Genomic DNA, 18,534 nt, shown 5'->3' on the forward strand with positions numbered 1-18,534 from the left:
GGCGTCAGGCGCGGCGCAGCTGACGGTACTGCTGACAAATCGTATCGACGCTGAACTTTTCCAGCGCGGATTGTTCGATGACAGGCGGGTTATGGTAAATGCTTTGCATCGTCTGAGCCAGCGCCGGGCCGTTGAGATCGGCGAGGCCGCGGGCTAATTCGCCGGTAAGGATCTCCGTCACGCCGCCCGGACAGCGGGTGCTGGCAACCGGCGTGTTCAGCAGCAGCGCTTCGACGATAACGTTGCCAAAGCCTTCGCTATCCGAGCTGAGCACCAGCATCCTGGCGTGTTTAATCCACGGCAGCGGGTTTTTATGGAAGCCTTTAAACAGCACGCGATCGCCGACCTGCAGCCGCTCCGCCAGCTGGCGCAGGCGCTGTTCCTGCTCCGGCTTGCCCTGTCCCAGCAGCACCAGCGGCGCCTGGATACCGCTTTGGGCATAGGCCTCAATCAGCCGATCGTGGCGCTTGCCGGGGTGAAAACGCCCGACGTGGATAATATAGTCCCCGGCAGGCTGCTCGCCCGCCATCTCCGCGCCGGCCCGCAGGGCGGCGATATCGAACGGATTATAAATCGTTTTCAGCTGCGCCGGGCGAATGGCGAACTGGCTGACCAGATCCTCGCCGACCGCATCGGAGACGGTTACCAGGTTGCGTCCCTGATAGACGCGCCTGATTTTCTGCTGCTTCATCCAGCGATCGAAGCCGGTACGGTGACCAAGATACGAGGTAGAGAAGACGCCGTGCAGGCAGAACCAGACGTTACGCTGCGCGAGCGCGCGGCTGCGGGCGACGATGCGGTCGGTTTTATGCAGATTGGAGAGCACCAGATCGAAGCTGCCCTGCTGTTCAGATTCGGCGATGGCCGCATCAAGCTGGCCCGCGCGGCGCGACAGCTCGGTCAGCTTGCGCCACGGCTTTCGACAGCGGTCGCTAATCACCCGATAATCCAGCCCTTCCGGCAGCGGGTAGTCGCAAACGTCGCGCAGTGAAAACAGCGAGACGCGCTCCCCCTGACGTAAAAAATGTTCCGCCAGCGTGAGCACCACTTTTTCCGCTCCGCCGCCGGGCAGGCCGTCGATGACAAACAGTATGCGCATAGCTATTTTACCAGGTCCTGATAGAAAGAGAGCAGCTGCGCTGAGAGCCGCTCGCTGGTGCAGGTCATAATGCGTTCGCGCGCCCGGATGCCTTCCGCTGAACCTAGGGCGCGGGCGGGGAGCGCGGCCACCGCCTGCTGCAGCGCCGAAATATCCAGCGCGTCGCAAACGAAACCGTTGCTGCCCTGAATAATAAACTCCGATCCGCCGCAGCCGGTGGTGGTAATCACCGGCAGACCGCAGGCCATCGCTTCAAGGATAACGTTCGGGAACGGATCGTACAGCGTGGGCAGCAGCAGCCCGTCGGCCATCTGGTAGAAGGGCAGGGTTTCTGACTGCATGCCGAAGAAGCGTACCCGCTCCCCGCAGTTCAGCGTTTTAGCCAGCGCCTGATAGCGGCTCTGGTCTTTGTCTTTGCCCACCACCAGCAGATAGCGATCGGTGGGGGCGATGGCGCGGATCGCCGCCTCCAGCCCCTTGCGTTCAAAGCCGGAGCCCACGTAGATCAGGCAGGTTGCCCGGCGCGGCAGGTTCCATTGGTCACGCAGCGCGACAAAAACCTCCTCCGTCGGCGGCAGGAAGCGCTGGTTATCAATCGCGTTGTAGATAACGCGGATCTTCTCCGCCGGCAGGCCGAAGTCTGCAATAATTTCCTGTTTAATCATCTCCGCGTTGCAGATGACCCCGCGCAGGTGCGGGTCGTGATACATCTCGCGTTCGGCCCGCATGACGTAGCGGTGGTAGCGATCGGCAAACAGCAGGCGGCTTTTCCAGCCGGGCAGTATGCGCGAGCGCTGCTCCAGCCAGCGGCGATGGACGCCGTCGCCGGCGCGATACAGATCGCAGCCCGGGATGCGCTCATGGCTCTGAACCAGATCGAAGTTTTCGCCCTGCCACAGCCGGCGCGCGGCGTCGGCAAAGCCGCGTTCACGGCTGATGCGTCCCCATTTGCGCGGGTTGCAGATGCGAATATTCCACTCGGGCTTCACCGGCCCCTGCCATTCGCGGGTGATGACGTTCAGCTCAAGATTACTGCTATCGAGGGCCTCCAGCGCGCGGGAAACGAAACGCTCCGCGCCGCCGTCGGGGCGATATTTCTGCCGCACCAGGGCGAGCCTGAATTTGCTCATGCCAGCACCTTTTTTGCCGCCGCAATAACGACGTCGGCGGGAATTAAATCGAGATAGCGTTCTTCTGTACCGGTATCAATGTCGTCAGGGTCGGGCAGAGGACCAAAGTCTCCGGCCCAGATGACTTCGCCCTTCGCCTGCCACGGGCTCCAGAAGGTTAGCTTTGATGGGCCGAACAGCGCGACCAGCGGCGTGCCGAGGGCGGCAGCCATATGCATGGGTACGGAATCAACGCCGACAAATAAGCGGGCGTGGCCGATGACGGCCGCCAGCTGGCGCAGGGTCAGCTGGCCGGCAAGAGAGTGCAGGCGGGCGTCCGGGCAGCCGGCGATAATGGTCTCTACCATGCGCTTCTCTTTCGCATCGGGCCCCGAGGTTAGCACCACGGCATGCCCCGCTGCCGACAGCGCGTTAATCAGCGCGCTCATCCGCTCTTCCCGCCAGCATTTAAAGAACCAGCGGGAGGTGGGTTGAATGACGATATAGTTACCTTCGAAGCCCGCCGGCAGCAGCGCGCGGCTGCTCTCCCAGTCCTGTTCGCTGTAGCCCATGCGCGCCGGAGCGTCGTTAACGGCCAGCCCGAGGGGAGCCAGAATGGAGAGGTTCTGCTCCACCGTATGCAGGCTTTGATGCTCCCGGGTGGAGGCCAGGGCGGTATGGCAGAAGCGCCAGGCCGGATGGCGGCGTTTCGGGAAATCAAAGCCGATGCGCGTGGCGGCGCCGGTTAAGCGGGTAATAATGGCGCTCGGCCACTGATCGGCTAGGTTGAGCACCATGTCGTAGCGCTGCTGGCGAAGCGTGCGGATCAGCCGCAGCTCCATTTTGAGCTGATGGCCGGTTCCCTGCTTTTTCCAGCGGCGGTCAATCGCGTAAATCTGGTTAACATCCGCGTTCGCCGCGAGCATATCCCGGGTCTCTTCATAAAGCAGCACATCAACGCTGGCCGCGGGATACTGCCGTTTGAGGGCGTGAACGAGCGGCGTGATCAGCAGCATATCGCCGTGATGGCGCAGCTTGATAACCAGGATGCGCGCCGGGTTCACGGCACCGGGAGAGCGGGTTTCAGGCGTCATTCTCTGTTCTTCATTCAGTATCAGGGTTCCGATTCTAGGGGATCAGATAGATTGAGAGAAGCGTTGTCTTGCTCTACCATGACCCGATACGTATGGTCTGAGGACGTTTTCGTGCACAATCCCGCATTTCTCATCACGATTGATACCGAGGGTGATAACCTCTGGCAAAAACATGACAGCATCACCACTGAGAATGCGCGTTATTTACCGCGTTTTCAGCAGCTTTGCGAAAAGTATGGCTTTAAGCCGGTCTATTTAACCAACTACGAGATGGCGATAGATCCATTCTATATCGAATTCGCCAAAGATGTGATTGCCTGCGGCACCGCCGAAATCGGCATGCACCTGCATGCCTGGAACAGCCCGCCGACCGACCCGCTGACCGCCGATGACTGGCGACATAAGCCCTATCTTATCGAATACAGCGATGCGGCAATGCGTGAAAAAGTCGCCTATATGACCCGCCTGCTGGAAGAGACCTTCCAGACCAAAATGGTTAGCCATCGCGCCGGACGCTGGGCGTTTGATGAGCGCTACGCGCGCCTGCTGGTGGAGCATGGCTATCAGGTCGACTGTTCGGTGACGCCCCGGGTTAACTGGAAAACGGCGAAAGGCGCCCCGCAGGGCGATGGCGGCACCGATTATCGCCGCTTCCCGCAGCACGCCTACTTCCTCGACGAGAACGACATCAGCCGGGAAGGGCGCTCTCCGCTGCTGGAGGTGCCGATGAGCATCCAGTACAAACACAGCGCCCTGATGAACGGCATTAAGCAGGGCTATGACCGCCTGCGCGGCAAGGTGCGCTCGCCGTCGGTTCACTGGCTGCGGCCGATGGGCGGTAACGTTGAGACGATGAAAAAGGTCGTCGAACAGACGTTGACTCAGGGTAATGACTACGTCGAATATATGCTCCACTCTTCTGAGTACATGCCCGGCGGCAGCCCGACGTTTAAAAACGAGCAGGATATCGAACGTTTGTATGCGGACCTCGAAAGCTTCTTCAGCTGGCTGGCGCCGCAGGTCAAAGGGATGACCCTGGCGGAGTACTATCAACGCAAACAGGCATCGCGCTAAAAAGCCATAAGCAGGGATCGTATGGGTATTTTTAAACAGCTGACGCGGAAGAAAAACGCTTTCTTTCGCGAAATTAAATTTAATTTAATTAACTACCGTTACAGAAATAAGCGCGAGCGTCAGCCGTTTAATCCTGCGCAGATTCAGCGCGTTTTATTTTTGCGCCTCGACGACAAGGTCGGCGATATGGTGGTGACCACCGGCTGTGCAAAGCTGCTGTCCGGGCATGGCTATCAGGTTTCCGTGCTTACCGGGCCGATATGCCGGCAAATGCTGGCCGGCGCAGACTTCCTGGAGCGGGTCTATTTATATCGACCCCGGATGGCGTTGGATGAATTACGCGCGGCAGGGTTTGACGTCGTGGTTGATTTTGATGACGTGAAAACCTACGAGCGTTTTAAATTACTCGCGGATTTAGGCGCCCCCTGCAATATCGGTTTTAATAAAGACGAATATAAGCTTTACGATCAGTCAATTGCCTTTTTCGACAGCCAGCGCCATATTTCTGCCCGCTATAAAGAGGTGGCCAGGCTATTTGGCATCGTCAATGAGCATTACCACTATCATCTCCCCGGCGATGCCGCCGAGCGGCAGAGAGTGAAGCATTTACTGGCGCAGGAAAAGGGTCGCGAAATTTGTATCGCCATAAACCCCTTCACCGCCTCAGTCGATAAGGACTTTTGCCGTCACCAGGTCGCGGATTTGATTGAGCGGCTGCACGCCCTGCCTTACAAAGTGAGCGTGGTGATGGTTGGGCATAGCGAAAAAATTCGCCAGCTGGAGCTGGATACGGCGCTGTATCTCCCTGATAGCAACATTAATTCAGCGGTAGAGGTGATTCGCTGCTGCGATCTTGTTATCACCGCGGATACCGCGATTGTCCATATCGCCAGGGCGTTCGATAAGCCGATGGTGGCGGTCTACAACAAGCGCAAACTCAAAGACACCGGCCTGCCGGGATACACCATCTGGGCGCCGGGCTACGACAAGGCCAGGCAGGTCGTCTGCGAAGAGGTCAACGTTGCCGATATGACGATTGATGCCATCTGGCCGGTTATCAAAGTGCAGGCGGATAGCCTGGCGGCTTCCGCCGGGCAGGCGTAAAAAAGGGCCCCGTCAGGGCCCTTTTTTTAGCGCTTTACCTTCAGGCTGCTGCTCAGCGCAATGCCCAGCGGCAGCCAGAACAGGGGCCAGGTTTCCCGGGGATTGCTGATGATAAACATCCCCTGTGAGGCCATAAAAATCAGCGCGTAGCCGAAAATCGCCAGCCCGTAGCGGCTATCCTCCCGCCGTTTACTCCACGCCCGGCACAACCCGCCGGCAATGACCGCAAGCAGCAGCATCAGGCCAATAATGCCGCCTTTCAGCAGCGAGCCGAGATAGACGCTATGGGTGGTGGTGATATGCTCGCCGCTGTAGTTCGTAAAGTCGAGGTCGTAGTCAAAACCGCGTCCCAACCATGGCTGGCTGGAGACCTCTTCGAGGGTGTGGCGCCAGATGCTGATGCGCAGCCCGCTCTGCGTCCCGAGCTCTTCAAAGCGCGCCAGCAGCAGGTCACCCACCGGCGTGAAGAAGAAAAGCAGGCCTAAAATTACCGCTAGTGCAGCGACGATCAGCACGTTGCGGCGCGTAAAGACATGCAGGTGCAGGGTGCAGAAAAAGGCCACCAGCAGGGCGATAATCGGGCCCCGGCTTTGGGTCAGAACCATCATGACCAGCATGATGGCCATCGGCACGTACAGGAGGTGGCTGCCTTTTTCTTTGAGCAGCATGGCGCAGATGAGAATGCCGACGCCGCAATAGCCCGCGAGGTCGATAACGTTGGTCGGCCCGGGGTTGCCCGGCGACACCGCGCGTTCGGTCAGGACCAGGGTATGGTCGATGATCATGGTCCAGATGGAAATGACCGTGATGCCGGCAACCACGCTCATCAGCGCCAGGCGTCGGGTCTGCGGGGAGCCGAGCAGGGTCGTCAGCAGCAGCAGATAGAACAGCAAATACGTCCCGTGGGTCAGGGGTGAGTCGATATGCTGCGGCGTCTGGCCCCAAATGTTGCTCAGCGCATAGTAGACGAAGAATATCAGCAGCAGCGCATAAACCGACCACTGCTGGCGCGTTTGGTCCGCCAGCTGCTGGCGATGGTCTTTATTAAGCAGCGACAGCAGAAACAGCAAAATAGAGAGATGAAGAAGGTTGTTTGTTCGGGTCGATATACAAAAAATTGCGCTGAAAAACAGAAACAAAGGAAAGACAACGGTGTAACCCTGCCTGGCGTAGTTACTGATTTTTAAAGTACTCATCAAAAGAAACCTTTTCGAAAATCGTTTCCGGAACCGCGCTTTCTAAGGAGAAGTTGACGACCCGGATATGGTTTTGTTGCAGCACGTTAGCAGCGTGCGAAAAGGACGGCATGACCAGGTCATCCACCTTATTTTCCAGCCAGGAAGGGAGTTTATCCCGATCCGTTTCGTAGAATCGCGGCTGGTTGAAATGAGTCATATCCAGTCCGCTTATTAGAATCGTTTTGAACCCCAACCACATCAGAATTTGTAGCGCCCAGTAGACAACGGTTCCGGCATCAAAAATGCCGTGCCGGATATCGGTACTAAAGCAAATATCCTCGCGCTGAGGGTGAAAGCGTATCGCCTCGACCGCTTGCCAGGCCTGACGAACCTGGTTTTTCGCGACTTTAGGGTGATAAATTTTATAACAGGCATCTTCAATTAACGCCAAACGGCAGCGCAGCGCTTCGCCGTGGCGGTCGAGGATTTTTGCGATACCGTGCAGGGTGGTAAAGAGCACCAGATCGGGCTGGCTGATGACGGCGCGAATAATCTCCGGTTTTCTATCGTAAAATTCCATATCGACGATGGTATAGATAGAAAATTTAATCCTGTCAGAGAGGTGCCACGCGCCGTTAACCCCCATAACCGGAATGCTTTTCGGCAGCAGCGAAAAATCGATGCTGCGGGTTGAAGGGCCGGTTGCGGTCAGCAGCACTTCGCCGCGCATGCTGTCCTTCATCTCGCTGAGATCGACCAGCGGGACCGTTTTTCCTTTGTACTGCAGGCTGCGGATTTCACCGCCGGGCGCGCGGGTTATCTTTGCCCACGGCCACAGATTTTCATTATGGCGAAAGGCACGAGGATGCGTGTAGCGATAGATTTGCTTAAACAAGGAGCCCATCAGGCCACTCCCTGGGAGGTCAACAGCTGCAGAACCCGTGAGGCGCTAATATCCCCCGTGCTGCTGCCGTTTTCCGGACGCACGACGTACTGGTTTTGCCCATAGCCGCCGATAAGGCCCGGATCGGTCGGGCCGTAGAGGGTAAAATTCGGCTTATCGAGCGCGGCGGTTAAATGACTCAGGCCGGTGTCGACGGAAACCACGCCGCGGGCGCCGGCCAGAATCTGAGCGACCTGCTCCAGGCTCATGCGCGGCAGCACCTCGACAAAATCATGTCCCTGCGCCAGCCGTTTGGCCCGCGCCTCTTCGTGCGGGGCGCCCCACGGCAGCTTAATCCGCAGGCCGCTATCGGCGAGCAGCGCGATAAGCGCCCGCCAGTTCTCTTCCGGCCAGTGCTTATCATCGCGGGTGGTGGCGTGGAGGAAGACCAGATAGGGCGCGGCACCGGCCTCTTCCTGGCGCAGAAAGTGGCGGGCAATCGCGTAGTCGCCCTGGGATTCTGGCCTGGCGTAGCCGAGGCTTTTGGCAAACAGCTCGCGGGTGCGCTCAACGGCGTGCTGCTGCTTAGCAATGTGGTGGCGGCGGTTATAGAACAGGCTTGCCAGCGGCTCGCGGGCCGTCTGCCAGTCCATGCCGTGCTTCACGCCGTGCGCCAGCCGGGTCACCAGCGCCGCGCTTTTCACCAGCCCCTGGGCGTCAATGATAGCGTCGTACTTCTCCGCCCGCAGCGCCTGGCGAAAGGCTTGACGCTCGGCCTTAACCGGTGCGGAAAACCAGGCCTTGCGCCAGCGGCGAATGGCCACCGGAATCACGCGGTCAACGCTTTGGTGCCAGGAGGGGATCTGGGCGAAGCCCTCCTCGACCACCCAGTCGAAGCGAATCCCGGGGAAGGCCTGCGCGGCGTCGGTCAGCGCGGGCAGCGAGTGCAGGACGTCGCCCATGGACGAGGTTTTAACGATCAGTACCCGCATCCGCTACGCTTCCTCTTTTTCGGTTTCGTTCTGCAGCAGCTGATTCAGCTCCTCCAGGACGCGCTGCGGCGTAATATCGATCAGGCTCTGATGATACCCTTCTGCCGCATCTCCTTTACGCACCTTATGGTAGCCGCTTATCAGGCGGATCGTCCGCGCCTTATGCGACAGCGGCGGCGTAAAGTCGGGGCTGCTTGGGCCATACAGCGCGACCAGCGGGCGGTTGAGCGCGGCGGCAACGTGCATCAGGCCGGAGTCGTTGCTGACAACCGCTGTGCAGGCGGCAATCAGCACCACCGCCTGTTCAAGCTGGGTTTCACCGGCCAGGTTACGGCACCATGCCTGCTGCTGGGTGCTGAGAGCGGCCAGAATATCGTTGCCCGCTTCATGGTCCTTGGCCGAACCGAAAAGCAGCACCTGATAGCCTTCATCGATCAGCCGTTTGGCCAGTTCGGCGTAGTGGTAGTGCGGCCAGCGCTTGGCTGGACCGAACTCGGCCCCGGGGCAGAAGCCAATAATGGGGCGATGGGCAGAAATACTGAAGGCGTTGCAGACCTGCGATTTCTCCCCTTCATGCACCAGCAGCTGCGGCCAGAGCAGCGGCTGCGGCAGATCTTTCGCGCCGCGCATCACGCCTTTGTCGTAGGCTAAGGCTACGTAGCGCTCAACCATCAGCGGCCACGCGTCTTTATCCAGCGTTCTGGCGTCGTTCAGCAGGCCGTAGCGCATCTCACCGCGCCAGCCGGTGCGGTGCGGGATGTTGGCGAAGAAGGGAACCAGCGCCGATTTAAACGAGTTTGGCAGCACGTAGGCGCGATCGTAGCGGCGCTCGCGCAGGCTGTGCCCAAGCTTGCGCCGTTCGCCGATCTCCAGCGCGCCGTGGCCGAGCGGCATGGGAATCGCCTCGTTGACTTCCGGCATCCGTGACAGCAGCGGACGGCACCACGCGGGCGCCATCACGTCGATGATTGCCTGGGGATAGCGCGCCTTGAGCGTGCGATAGAGGCTTTGCGACATCATCATGTCGCCCACCCATGACGGGCCAATCACCAGTATTTTCATTCACTTTATCCTTCAAACGGTCTCTGCGTTGGCTACCTGCGTTCACTCCGGTCACTTGCTGTTGTCAGCTCCCGGAGATTCACTTAGCTGCCCGAATGATTTTGTGAATTTGTATCGCTGTCGCGGTTGAGCCAGGCCATATATTCCGTTACGCCTTCGGCGACGGTCCTGAACGGTTTGTCATAACCCGCCGCGCGCAGGTTAGTGAGGTCTGCCTGGGTAAATGCCTGGTAGCGGCCCTTCAGCTTGTCCGGGAACGGGATGTATTCGATGCTGCCCTTCTGGTGGTACGCCAGGGTGGCGTCGGCTACCGCCTGGAAGGATTCTGCCCGGCCGGTGCCGAGGTTGAAAATACCGGACGCGCCGTTTTCCCAGAACCACAGGTTGACCGCCGCCACGTCGCCGACGTAGACGAAGTCGCGCTTGAAGCTATCGCTGCCTTCGAACAGTTTCGGACTTTCGCCATTATTCAGCTGGGTATTAAGGTGGAACGCCACGCTTGCCATGCTGCCTTTATGGCCTTCGCGCGGCCCGTAGACGTTGAAATAGCGGAAGCCGACGATCTGCGAGTCAACTTCCGGCAGGATCTGGCGTACGTATTCGTCAAACAGGAACTTGGAGTAGCCGTAGACGTTGAGCGGCTGCTCGTATTCGCGGGATTCGATAAAGTTGCTGGTACGGCCGCCGTAGGTGGCGGCGGAAGAGGCGTACAGGAACGGGATCTCGCGCTCCAGGCAGTAGTGAAGCAGCTCTTTGGAGTACTGATAGTTGTTGTCCATCATGTACTTGCCGTCCCACTCCGTGGTGGAGGAGCAGGCGCCTTCATGGAACACCGCTTCAATTTCGTCGCCGAACTCTTCGCCCGCCATAACCTGGATCAGGAAGTCTTCTTTATCCATGTAATCCGCGATGTTCAGGTCAACCAGGTTCACAAACTTGGTGCCATCTTTCAGATTATCTACGACCAAAATGTCGGTAATGCCTTTGTCATTCAGGGCTTTGACGATATTGCTGCCGATAAACCCTGCGCCGCCGGTAACGATGATCATAACAGTAACCTTTGAAGTATGGAGTCCAGAGATAATCCGGACATGAATGCTTCTATCATATCACCACATGAGAAAGGCTTCAGCCCTTCGCAAAAAAGGTGCCGGGCGAGCGTGATTTATGCTGCAAATAATTCATTCAGGCATGCATCATCTCGTATCAGCGTATAGCTTTGGGTAATATGTGCCAAATTTTGCCGAATCTGGAGAGTTGCAATGCGTGGTGATTTTTATCAACAGTTAACCAATAGCCTGGATACAGCTCGCGCGGAGGGGCTGTTTAAAGAAGAACGCATTATCACATCGGCGCAGCAGGCGGATATCACCGTCGGCGGCAACAGCGTGATTAACTTCTGCGCCAATAACTATCTCGGCCTCGCCAACCATCCGGAGCTGATTGCCGCGGCGAAAGCCGGTATGGACAGTCACGGCTTCGGCATGGCCTCCGTGCGCTTTATTTGCGGGACCCAGGACAGCCATAAAGCGCTTGAGAAGAAGCTGGCCGGGTTCCTCGGCATGGAAGATGCGATTCTCTACTCCTCCTGCTTTGACGCCAACGGCGGCCTGTTCGAAACCCTGCTGGGCGCGGAGGACGCCATTATCTCCGATGCCCTGAACCACGCGTCGATCATCGACGGCGTGCGCCTGTGTAAAGCGAAGCGCTTCCGCTACGCCAACAACGACATGCAGGAGCTGGAAGCGCGGCTGAAAGAGGCGCGTGAGGCCGGCGCGCGGCATGTGCTGATCGCCACCGACGGCGTGTTCTCCATGGACGGCGTGATTGCCAACCTGAAAGGCGTCTGCGACCTCGCGGATAAATACGACGCGCTGGTCATGGTCGACGACTCCCACGCCGTCGGCTTTGTCGGTGAAAACGGCCGCGGCTCCCACGAGTACTGCGAGGTGATGGGCCGGGTGGATATCATTACCGGTACCCTCGGTAAGGCGCTGGGCGGCGCGTCCGGCGGCTATACCGCGGCGCGCAAAGAGGTGGTCGAGTGGCTGCGCCAGCGCTCGCGCCCGTATCTGTTCTCCAACTCGCTGGCCCCGGCGATCGTTGCCGCCTCCATCAAAGTGCTGGAGATGGTGGAGTCCGGCGGCGAGCTGCGCGACCGCCTGTGGTCCAACGCGCGCCTGTTCCGCGAAAAAATGACCGCCGCGGGCTTTACCCTGGCGGGCGCCGATCACGCCATTATCCCGGTGATGCTCGGCGAAGCGACCGTGGCGCAGAATTTTGCCCGCGAGCTGCAGAAAGAAGGTATTTACGTCACCGGATTCTTCTATCCGGTGGTACCAAAAGGCCAGGCGCGTATTCGCACCCAGATGTCTGCGGCGCATACCCCTGAACAAATTGAACGTGCGGTGGAAGCCTTTACCCGCATCGGCAAACAACTGGGCGTCATTGCCTGAGGGTGTGAGATGAAAGCGTTATCCAAACTGAAAGCGGAAGAAGGCATCTGGATGACCGACGTACCGGAACCGGAAGTCGGCCACAACGATCTGCTGATTAAAATCCGTAAGACCGCAATTTGCGGTACCGACGTACACATCTATAACTGGGACGAATGGTCGCAGAAGACCATCCCGGTGCCGATGGTGGTAGGGCACGAATACGTCGGTGAAGTGGTGGGTATCGGTCAGGAAGTTCGCGGCTTTAAGCTGGGCGATCGCGTTTCCGGCGAAGGTCATATTACCTGCGGCCACTGTCGCAACTGTCGCGCCGGGCGTACTCACCTGTGCCGCAACACCATTGGGGTTGGCGTTAACCGCCCCGGCTGTTTTGCCGAATATCTGGTGATCCCGGCCTTCAATGCCTTCAAAATTCCGGACAACATTTCTGACGATCTGGCGTCGATTTTTGACCCCTTTGGCAACGCCGTCCACACCGCGCTCTCCTTCGACCTCGTCGGCGAAGATGTGCTGGTTTCCGGCGCCGGCCCGATTGGCATCATGGCGGCGGCGGTCGCTAAGCACGTCGGCGCACGCAACGTGGTGATCACCGACGTCAACGAGTACCGTCTGGGCCTGGCGCGCAAGATGGGCGTGACCCGCGCGGTTAACGTTGCGCAGGAGAGCCTTGCCGACGTGATGGCCGAGCTGGGCATGACCGAAGGGTTTGACGTGGGTCTGGAGATGTCCGGCGCGCCGCCGGCGTTTCGCACCATGCTGGACACCATGAACCACGGTGGCCGTATTGCGATGCTCGGTATTCCGCCATCCGATATGTCCATCGACTGGACCAAAGTCATCTTTAAGGGACTGTTCATCAAAGGGATTTACGGCCGCGAAATGTTTGAAACCTGGTACAAGATGGCGGCGCTGATCCAGTCTGGTTTAGACCTGTCGCCGATCATCACCCACCGCTTCGGCATTGATGATTTCCAGCAGGGCTTTGACGCGATGCGCTCCGGCCAGTCGGGTAAAGTGATTCTGAGCTGGGATTAAAGGTCCGTTGTCCGCCGCGTTAGCAGACCGATACTCGTTTTGCTAACGCATATTCTGAGCGCCTGCGGGCGCTTTTTTTATTTAGATTTGGATAACATTTCAAGCGTACTTCATCGTAAAAGCACTATTTCTAAATCGATTTTCGGCCCGTTCGTTTATACATTTTGTTTAATTACCGCTTAACCTTATAAACACTATGCCTAAACTCACCGTATGCCTGCTGACCTGTGATTCCGCCCGCCTGCTGCGGGAGGTTTTGCCCCCGCTATTAAACGTGGCGGACGAGTGTATTGTCGTTGATTCAGGCAGCACGGATGCGACGCTGGACATCTGCCGGCAGTTCGGATTGCAGGTTCATCATCACGCCTATACCGCCCACGGCGCGCAGATGAACTATGCCACGGCGCTGGCCAGCCACGACTGGGTGCTGTGTATGGACAGTGACGAAATCCTCGATAGCGAAGTTGTTGCCGCCATTCTGAGGCTCAAAGCCGGGCCGGAGATCGATCCGACCTGCGCGTGGCGCCTGCCGCGCTACTGGTACGTGCTGGGGGAGGCGGTCAGAACCATTTACCCCGTTTCATCGCCTGATTACCCGGTCCGCTTGTTCAACCGCACCGTGGCGGCCTTTAACGATCGCCCGGTGGACGATCGCGTCGTCGGCCACAGCCGCTCAATCAGGCTGTCCGGCCGCGTGCGTCACGATACCTTCTACTCGCTGCATGAAGTCTTTCATAGCTCAATAGCTATACCACCCGGCTGGTGAAGTACCAGAAGATCAGGCCGTCGCTGAGCCGCGCCGCTATCAGCGCGATTGGTGCGTTTTTTAAGTGGTATCTGTTCAGCGGGGCGTGGCGTAGCGGAAAGGTGGGGCTGGTGACCGGACTGTACGCCACCTTCTACAGCTTCCTGAAATATTTTAAAGCCTGGTATGCCGGGGGGGATAAACGGGAGCCCGCGGCGGAAAAGCGCCCGGGTTCCCGATCCCTCTAGTTCGTCGGCGTATCCCAGCCCTGCCACTTCAGCTGGTAATACTGCACCAGCGCGCTCTGGCTAATGCTTTCGCTGAGGATGCTAAAGAACCGGCTGGCGTACACCGGTTCAGGCGGATGCTTCGGCTTGCAGTACTTCACGCCGCGGAACGGATTACGCGGCTTCGTTGGCGGCACGGTCTGCGACGGCGGCGCGGTATTTGGCGTGGAGGTATCCACCTGCGGCTCGTTGAGCAGGCTGCTCGGGCGCACGAGGGTAATGTCCGACGGCAGGCTATAGACCATCTGCTGCAGCACGCGCACCGTGGTGGGATGCGGATGGCCGATAGCAATCGCCGAACCGTTACGCCGCGCCAGGGCGATGGCCCGGTTGAACTGAACGCGGATATCCGCTTCATTCTGCGTATCGTCGAGGAACACCTTGCGCTTAATCACCTTCACCCCGGTACCCTGCGCGGCACGCATCGCCTGGCTATTGCCGATGGTCACGCTGTCGAGGAAGTAGAGATTGTAGCGTTCCAGCGCCTGCATCACCTTCTGCATACCGAACAGGCTGGAGGTCATCGCGCTGCCCATGTGGTTGTTCAGCCCCACGGCGTACGGCACTTTGCCGTAGGCTTCACGGATGATGCGCTCGATCTCCGCGCTGCTCATATCCGGGCGCAGGGTGTCTTTTTCCAGCGGCTGTTTGCTGAGCGGCGCCATCGGCAGGTGAATGAGCACCTCGTGGCCGAGGCCGTGCGCTTTGGTCGCCATTTCACGGGCGTGCGGGGCATTGGGTAACACGGCGACGGAGACGGTGGCCGGCAGCGCCAGCACCTGATTTTCCGTCTGTGGACGATAGCCAAAGTCGTCAATAACAATGGAGAGTTTGCCAGCAAAAGCTGGCGCTGCGAAAGCCAGCGTACCGGCTACCGCGAGTGCAATTCTGCGAAATTGAAGCAAAACTTATCTTCCCAACCACGGCTGTGGATTGACCGCCTGACCCTGGCGACGAATTTCGAAATAGAGCGACGGACGGCCTTGACCGCCGCTGCTGCCGACGAGGGCAATCGCCTGGCCTGCGCGGACCTGAGTCCCGACGCTGACCAGCGCGCTTTGATTATAGCCGTAGAGGCTCATATCGCCTTTACCGTGCTCAACGACCACCACCAGGCCGTAGCCCTGCAGCCAGTCGGCGAGGATCACCCGGCCATCGGCTATCGCTTTGACCTCGGTGCCTTCAGACGCGGCGATAACCATCCCCTTCCAACGTAGTTCACCTTGCAGCTGTTCGCCATAGCGGTGAAGCAGCGTGCCGCGAACCGGCCAGTAGGCCTGGCCGCGCGGCGAACCCAGTCCGCCGGTACGGGACATCAGCGAACGTTCGCTTTCCGATGGTTTGTAGGTGGTGCCTTTGCGGGATGCATCCTGCTGGCGATCGCGAACCGCCTGCGCCTCGCGGGCTTCGCGCTCCGCGCGAGCCTTAGCCGCCGCTTCTGCCTGGGCAACGCGACCGCGCAGACGCGATTCGTTGGCCCGCATTTCGCCCAGCTGCTGTTGCCCCTGCTGAATGGAGGATTCGAGGCCTGAAAGCGTCTTTTTACGCTCGTTACGCGCCTGCTCAAGCTTAGCCTGCTGCGCGCGCTGCTCGTAGACCAGCGTTTGCTGCTGGCTCTGTTTCTCTTCCAGCTCGGCCTTTTGCGCGGTGACCTCTTCACGCGTTTGCTTCAGCTGCGCGATGGTCTCCTGGCGGGCCTGGTTGAGATAGCCGTAGTAGGCCTGAATACGCTGGTTGCGCTGGCCTTCCTCGCCGCTGAGGATCATCTGCATGCCGGTGTGCGGCCCCTGACGAAACGCGGCGTCCAGCTGGGCGGAGAGGTTGCGCTCCTGTGAGGCGCGCTGGCGCTCCAGTTTGGCGATAGAGGCGTTCATCTCGTCAATCTGCTTGTTCAGCTGGGTCAGGGTGGCCTGGGTTTCACGCAGCTTGCGGGCGGCGGCGGAGATCGCTTCTTCCTGGGTCTTTAGCTGAGCGAGCAGGGAAGAGCGCTGCTGCTGCTGCTGCTGTATCGCACGCTGTTTAGCGGCAATATCGGCCTGAATGGATTTTAGCTGATCGCGATCGTCCGCGTGGGCAGGTACGGCGCACAGCAATACGCCAGCGCTGAACGCGCTGGCGTAAAGAACGGATCGCACCGTGGTTGCGATCCATGTATTTGAATAAGTCGCCTTTCCCCTCATGGGGAAGGATTATTCCACGATGAACAGCGGCTTGCCAGTCATCTCTTGCGGGATTTCCATTCCCATCAGCGACAGCATGGTCGGCGCGATATCGGAAAGTTTGCCATCTGCGGCCGCTTTCACGGTTTTATCACCGACGTAGATCAGCGGTACCGGCAGGTTGGTGTGGGCCGTGTGGGCCTGTCCGGTGGAGGGATCGCGCATCTGCTCAGCGTTGCCGTGATCGGCGGTGATCAGCAGCTGGCCGCCGACGGCTTCGACTGCGTTAACCACCTGATCGACACAGTTATCCAGCGTTTCAACGGCTTTAATCGCCGCTTCCATGACCCCGGTGTGGCCGACCATATCGCCGTTTGGATAGTTGCAGATAATGGTGTCGTACTCGCCGCCTTTGATGGCCGCAACCAGTTTTTCAGTCAGCTCGGCAGAGCTCATTTCCGGCTGCAGATCGTAGGTCGCGACTTTCGGAGAGTTGATCAAAATACGCTCTTCGCCTTTAAACGGCTCTTCGACGCCGCCGTTAAAGAAGAAGGTGACGTGCGCGTATTTTTCCGTTTCGGAGATACGCAGCTGCGTTTTATCGTTTTTCGCCATCCACTCGCCGAAGGTGTTCGCGAGCGAAGCCGGCGGGTAGGCGCAGGCGACTTTGATATCCGCGGCGTATTCGGTCAGCATGACGAAATCAAGGTTAACCGCTTTTTTACGCGCAAAGCCGTCGAAATCGGCGTTCACGAAGGCGCGGGTGATTTCACGGGCGCGGTCGGCGCGGAAGTTCATGAAAATCAGCGCGTCGCCGTCTTCCATTGCCGCATCGGCCTGGCCCGCGGCGCGAATCACGGTGGCTTTGACGAATTCGTCGTTTTCATCACGGGCGTAGGCGGCCTGCAGACCCGCAACGGCAGTATCGGCCTGGAACTCGCCCTGCGCCAGGGTCATCAGGTTATACGCCTGCTCCACGCGATCCCAGCGGTTGTCGCGATCCATGGCGTAGTAGCGACCGATAATCGAGGCCACGCGGCCTTTACCGAGGGCGGCAAATTTGTCTTCGAACTTCGCCAGCGTGCTTTCCGCGCTGCGCGGCGGAGTATCGCGGCCGTCGAGGAACGCGTGCAGGTAGATTTTTTCCGCGCCGCGCTCTGCTGCCAGTTCAACCATCGCCATGATGTGGTCTTCGTGGCTGTGAACGCCGCCAGGAGACATCAGGCCCATGATGTGTACCGCTTTACCTGCGGCAACCGCTTTGTCTACCGCCGCGGTCAGTACCGGGTTAGCAAAGAACGTCCGCTCTTTGATTTCAACATCGAGACGGGTCAGGTCCTGGTAAACGATACGACCGGCGCCAAGGTTAACGTGGCCCACTTCGGAGTTGCCCATCTGGCGATCCGGCAGGCCCACTTCGAGGCCTGAAGCATCAATCAGCAGATGAGGACGTTTCGACCACAGCGCGTCCATAACGGGGGTTTTTGCGCTATAAATAGCGTTATCCTGCTGCTCTTCACGGTAGCCATAGCCATCCAGAATGACCAGTACCATAGGTTTTTTAGAAACCGACATTGCGACAACCTCATGCTCAAAGACAGAAAATTTGCGTAATTTTACTACAGCTGAATCGATCAAATCACCGTTAAAGATCAAAGAAAGGGAGCGGCCAGGCCGCAGGGGAGCGGCAAGGGGGAATTTTTTTCGCGGCGTGCCGCAGAAAATGCATTACATCACGCTCACTGGCTGTATTTGCCGCAATGCACAGGTATACTCCTTGCCTGGTTTTTTTATCACTTAGTCGGGAGTTGTAACCCCCCATGCAAGAAATTATGCAATTCGTCGGCCGTCACCCCGTCCTGAGCATCGCGTGGATCGCGCTGCTGGGTGCGGTGCTGTTCACCACCTTTAAAGGGCTGACGTCGAAAATTAAAGTCATTACCCGTGGTGAAGCGACGCGTCTGATCAACAAAGAAGATGCGGTGGTGGTCGACCTGCGTCAGCGTGACGATTTCCGTAAAGGCCACATTGCTGGTTCTCTCAACCTGCTGCCGAGCGATATCAAGGCAAATAACGTGGGTGAGTTGGAAAAGCACAAAGCACAACCCATTATAGTGGTAGACGGTTCCGGTATGCAGGCGCAAGAGCCTGCGAGCGCGCTGAATAAAGCCGGATTCGAGAAGGTCTTTGTACTGAAAGAAGGCATTGCCGGCTGGAGTGGTGAAAACCTTCCGCTGGTACGCGGCAAATAATTTAC

Annotated in this window: 16 protein-coding genes and 1 pseudogene; 6 read left to right on the forward strand and 11 right to left on the reverse strand. The window is 58.5% G+C overall.

The features are described 5' to 3' along the window. Positions 1 to 4: 4 nt before the first annotated feature. Genes MMW58_RS00600 through rfaQ form a run of 3 tightly spaced genes read right to left on the reverse strand, consistent with a single transcriptional unit; the run spans position 5 to position 3,302 of the window. The gene (locus tag MMW58_RS00600; RefSeq protein ID WP_241722594.1) at positions 5 to 1,099 is read right to left on the reverse strand and encodes a glycosyltransferase; all 1,095 of its coding nucleotides are present in this window, start codon (positions 1,097 to 1,099) and stop codon (positions 5 to 7) included. Positions 1,100 to 1,101: 2 nt separating this feature from the next. Next, positions 1,102 to 2,229, reverse strand: a complete 1,128-nt coding sequence (locus MMW58_RS00605) for a glycosyltransferase family 4 protein (RefSeq protein ID WP_241722595.1) — start codon at positions 2,227 to 2,229, stop codon at positions 1,102 to 1,104. Beyond that, the gene (gene rfaQ / locus MMW58_RS00610; protein WP_241722596.1) at positions 2,226 to 3,302 is read right to left on the reverse strand and encodes a putative lipopolysaccharide heptosyltransferase III; all 1,077 of its coding nucleotides are present in this window, start codon (positions 3,300 to 3,302) and stop codon (positions 2,226 to 2,228) included. Before rfaQ ends, MMW58_RS00605 begins: the two co-directional genes overlap by 4 nt. Before the next feature lie 111 nt (positions 3,303 to 3,413). Here rfaQ and MMW58_RS00615 point away from each other — a divergent pair, with 111 nt between their 5' ends. Together MMW58_RS00615 and MMW58_RS00620 are read left to right on the forward strand one after the other, a co-directional pair. Continuing rightward, positions 3,414 to 4,376 carry a polysaccharide deacetylase family protein gene (locus MMW58_RS00615; RefSeq protein WP_241722597.1) on the forward strand — a complete coding sequence of 321 codons (963 nt, stop codon included), beginning with the start codon at positions 3,414 to 3,416 and terminating at the stop codon, positions 4,374 to 4,376. Between the two features lie 21 nt (positions 4,377 to 4,397). After that, on the forward strand, positions 4,398 to 5,480 hold the full coding sequence (locus MMW58_RS00620; protein ID WP_241722598.1) for a glycosyltransferase family 9 protein: 1,083 nt from the start codon (positions 4,398 to 4,400) through the stop codon (positions 5,478 to 5,480). Between the two features lie 26 nt (positions 5,481 to 5,506). Here MMW58_RS00620 and MMW58_RS00625 read toward each other — a convergent pair whose 3' ends face one another. From MMW58_RS00625 to rfaD, 5 genes are all read right to left on the reverse strand, one after another. Continuing rightward, entirely contained in the window at positions 5,507 to 6,676 is a 1,170-nt protein-coding gene (locus MMW58_RS00625; protein ID WP_241722599.1) for an O-antigen ligase family protein, read from the reverse strand. Beyond that, a complete protein-coding gene (locus MMW58_RS00630; RefSeq protein WP_159236613.1) occupies positions 6,654 to 7,562 on the reverse strand; it encodes a sugar glycosyltransferase in 909 nt (302 codons plus the stop codon). Before MMW58_RS00630 ends, MMW58_RS00625 begins: the two co-directional genes overlap by 23 nt. Continuing rightward, entirely contained in the window at positions 7,562 to 8,533 is a 972-nt protein-coding gene (rfaC, locus tag MMW58_RS00635; protein WP_159236612.1) for a lipopolysaccharide heptosyltransferase RfaC, read from the reverse strand. The genes MMW58_RS00630 and rfaC overlap by 1 nt, the downstream gene beginning before the upstream one ends. Positions 8,534 to 8,536: 3 nt before the next feature. After that, the gene (gene rfaF / locus MMW58_RS00640; protein WP_133600178.1) at positions 8,537 to 9,595 is read right to left on the reverse strand and encodes an ADP-heptose--LPS heptosyltransferase RfaF; all 1,059 of its coding nucleotides are present in this window, start codon (positions 9,593 to 9,595) and stop codon (positions 8,537 to 8,539) included. 83 nt (positions 9,596 to 9,678) lie between these two features. Then, complete coding sequence (gene rfaD, locus MMW58_RS00645; protein WP_133600177.1) at positions 9,679 to 10,644, reverse strand: ADP-glyceromanno-heptose 6-epimerase; 966 nt, start codon at positions 10,642 to 10,644, stop codon at positions 9,679 to 9,681. 213 nt (positions 10,645 to 10,857) lie between these two features. On the opposite strand from rfaD, the gene kbl reads away from it, so the two are divergent. From kbl to MMW58_RS00660, 3 genes and pseudogenes are all read left to right on the forward strand, one after another. Next, entirely contained in the window at positions 10,858 to 12,051 is a 1,194-nt protein-coding gene (kbl, locus tag MMW58_RS00650; RefSeq protein ID WP_123709574.1) for a glycine C-acetyltransferase, read from the forward strand. Between the two features lie 9 nt (positions 12,052 to 12,060). After that, positions 12,061 to 13,086 carry an L-threonine 3-dehydrogenase gene (tdh, locus tag MMW58_RS00655; RefSeq protein WP_041143208.1) on the forward strand — a complete coding sequence of 342 codons (1,026 nt, stop codon included), beginning with the start codon at positions 12,061 to 12,063 and terminating at the stop codon, positions 13,084 to 13,086. A 196-nt stretch (positions 13,087 to 13,282) separates the two neighbouring features. Next, positions 13,283 to 14,079: pseudogene (locus MMW58_RS00660) on the forward strand (glycosyltransferase family 2 protein). Here MMW58_RS00660 and MMW58_RS00665 read toward each other — a convergent pair. Genes MMW58_RS00665 through gpmM form a run of 3 tightly spaced genes read right to left on the reverse strand, consistent with a single transcriptional unit; the run spans position 14,076 to position 17,852 of the window. After that, the gene (locus MMW58_RS00665) at positions 14,076 to 15,023 is read right to left on the reverse strand and encodes a divergent polysaccharide deacetylase family protein (protein ID WP_123552537.1); all 948 of its coding nucleotides are present in this window, start codon (positions 15,021 to 15,023) and stop codon (positions 14,076 to 14,078) included. The pseudogene MMW58_RS00660 and the gene MMW58_RS00665 sit on opposite strands and share 4 nt — an antisense overlap. Positions 15,024 to 15,026: 3 nt before the next feature. After that, a complete protein-coding gene (envC, locus tag MMW58_RS00670) occupies positions 15,027 to 16,298 on the reverse strand; it encodes a murein hydrolase activator EnvC (protein WP_159236609.1) in 1,272 nt (423 codons plus the stop codon). A 9-nt stretch (positions 16,299 to 16,307) separates the two neighbouring features. Further along, positions 16,308 to 17,852, reverse strand: coding sequence for a 2,3-bisphosphoglycerate-independent phosphoglycerate mutase (gene gpmM / locus MMW58_RS00675; RefSeq protein WP_241722600.1), 1,545 nt, complete (start codon positions 17,850 to 17,852; stop codon positions 16,308 to 16,310). Between the two features lie 245 nt (positions 17,853 to 18,097). Between gpmM and MMW58_RS00680 the strand changes: the two genes are divergently transcribed. Next, positions 18,098 to 18,529, forward strand: coding sequence for a rhodanese-like domain-containing protein (locus tag MMW58_RS00680; protein ID WP_095102677.1), 432 nt, complete (start codon positions 18,098 to 18,100; stop codon positions 18,527 to 18,529). Positions 18,530 to 18,534 lie beyond the last annotated feature (5 nt).

This window comes from Klebsiella sp. HC6 (genome assembly GCF_022605325.1).
In the GTDB taxonomy this organism is placed as follows: Bacteria; Pseudomonadota; Gammaproteobacteria; order Enterobacterales; family Enterobacteriaceae; genus Klebsiella; species Klebsiella terrigena.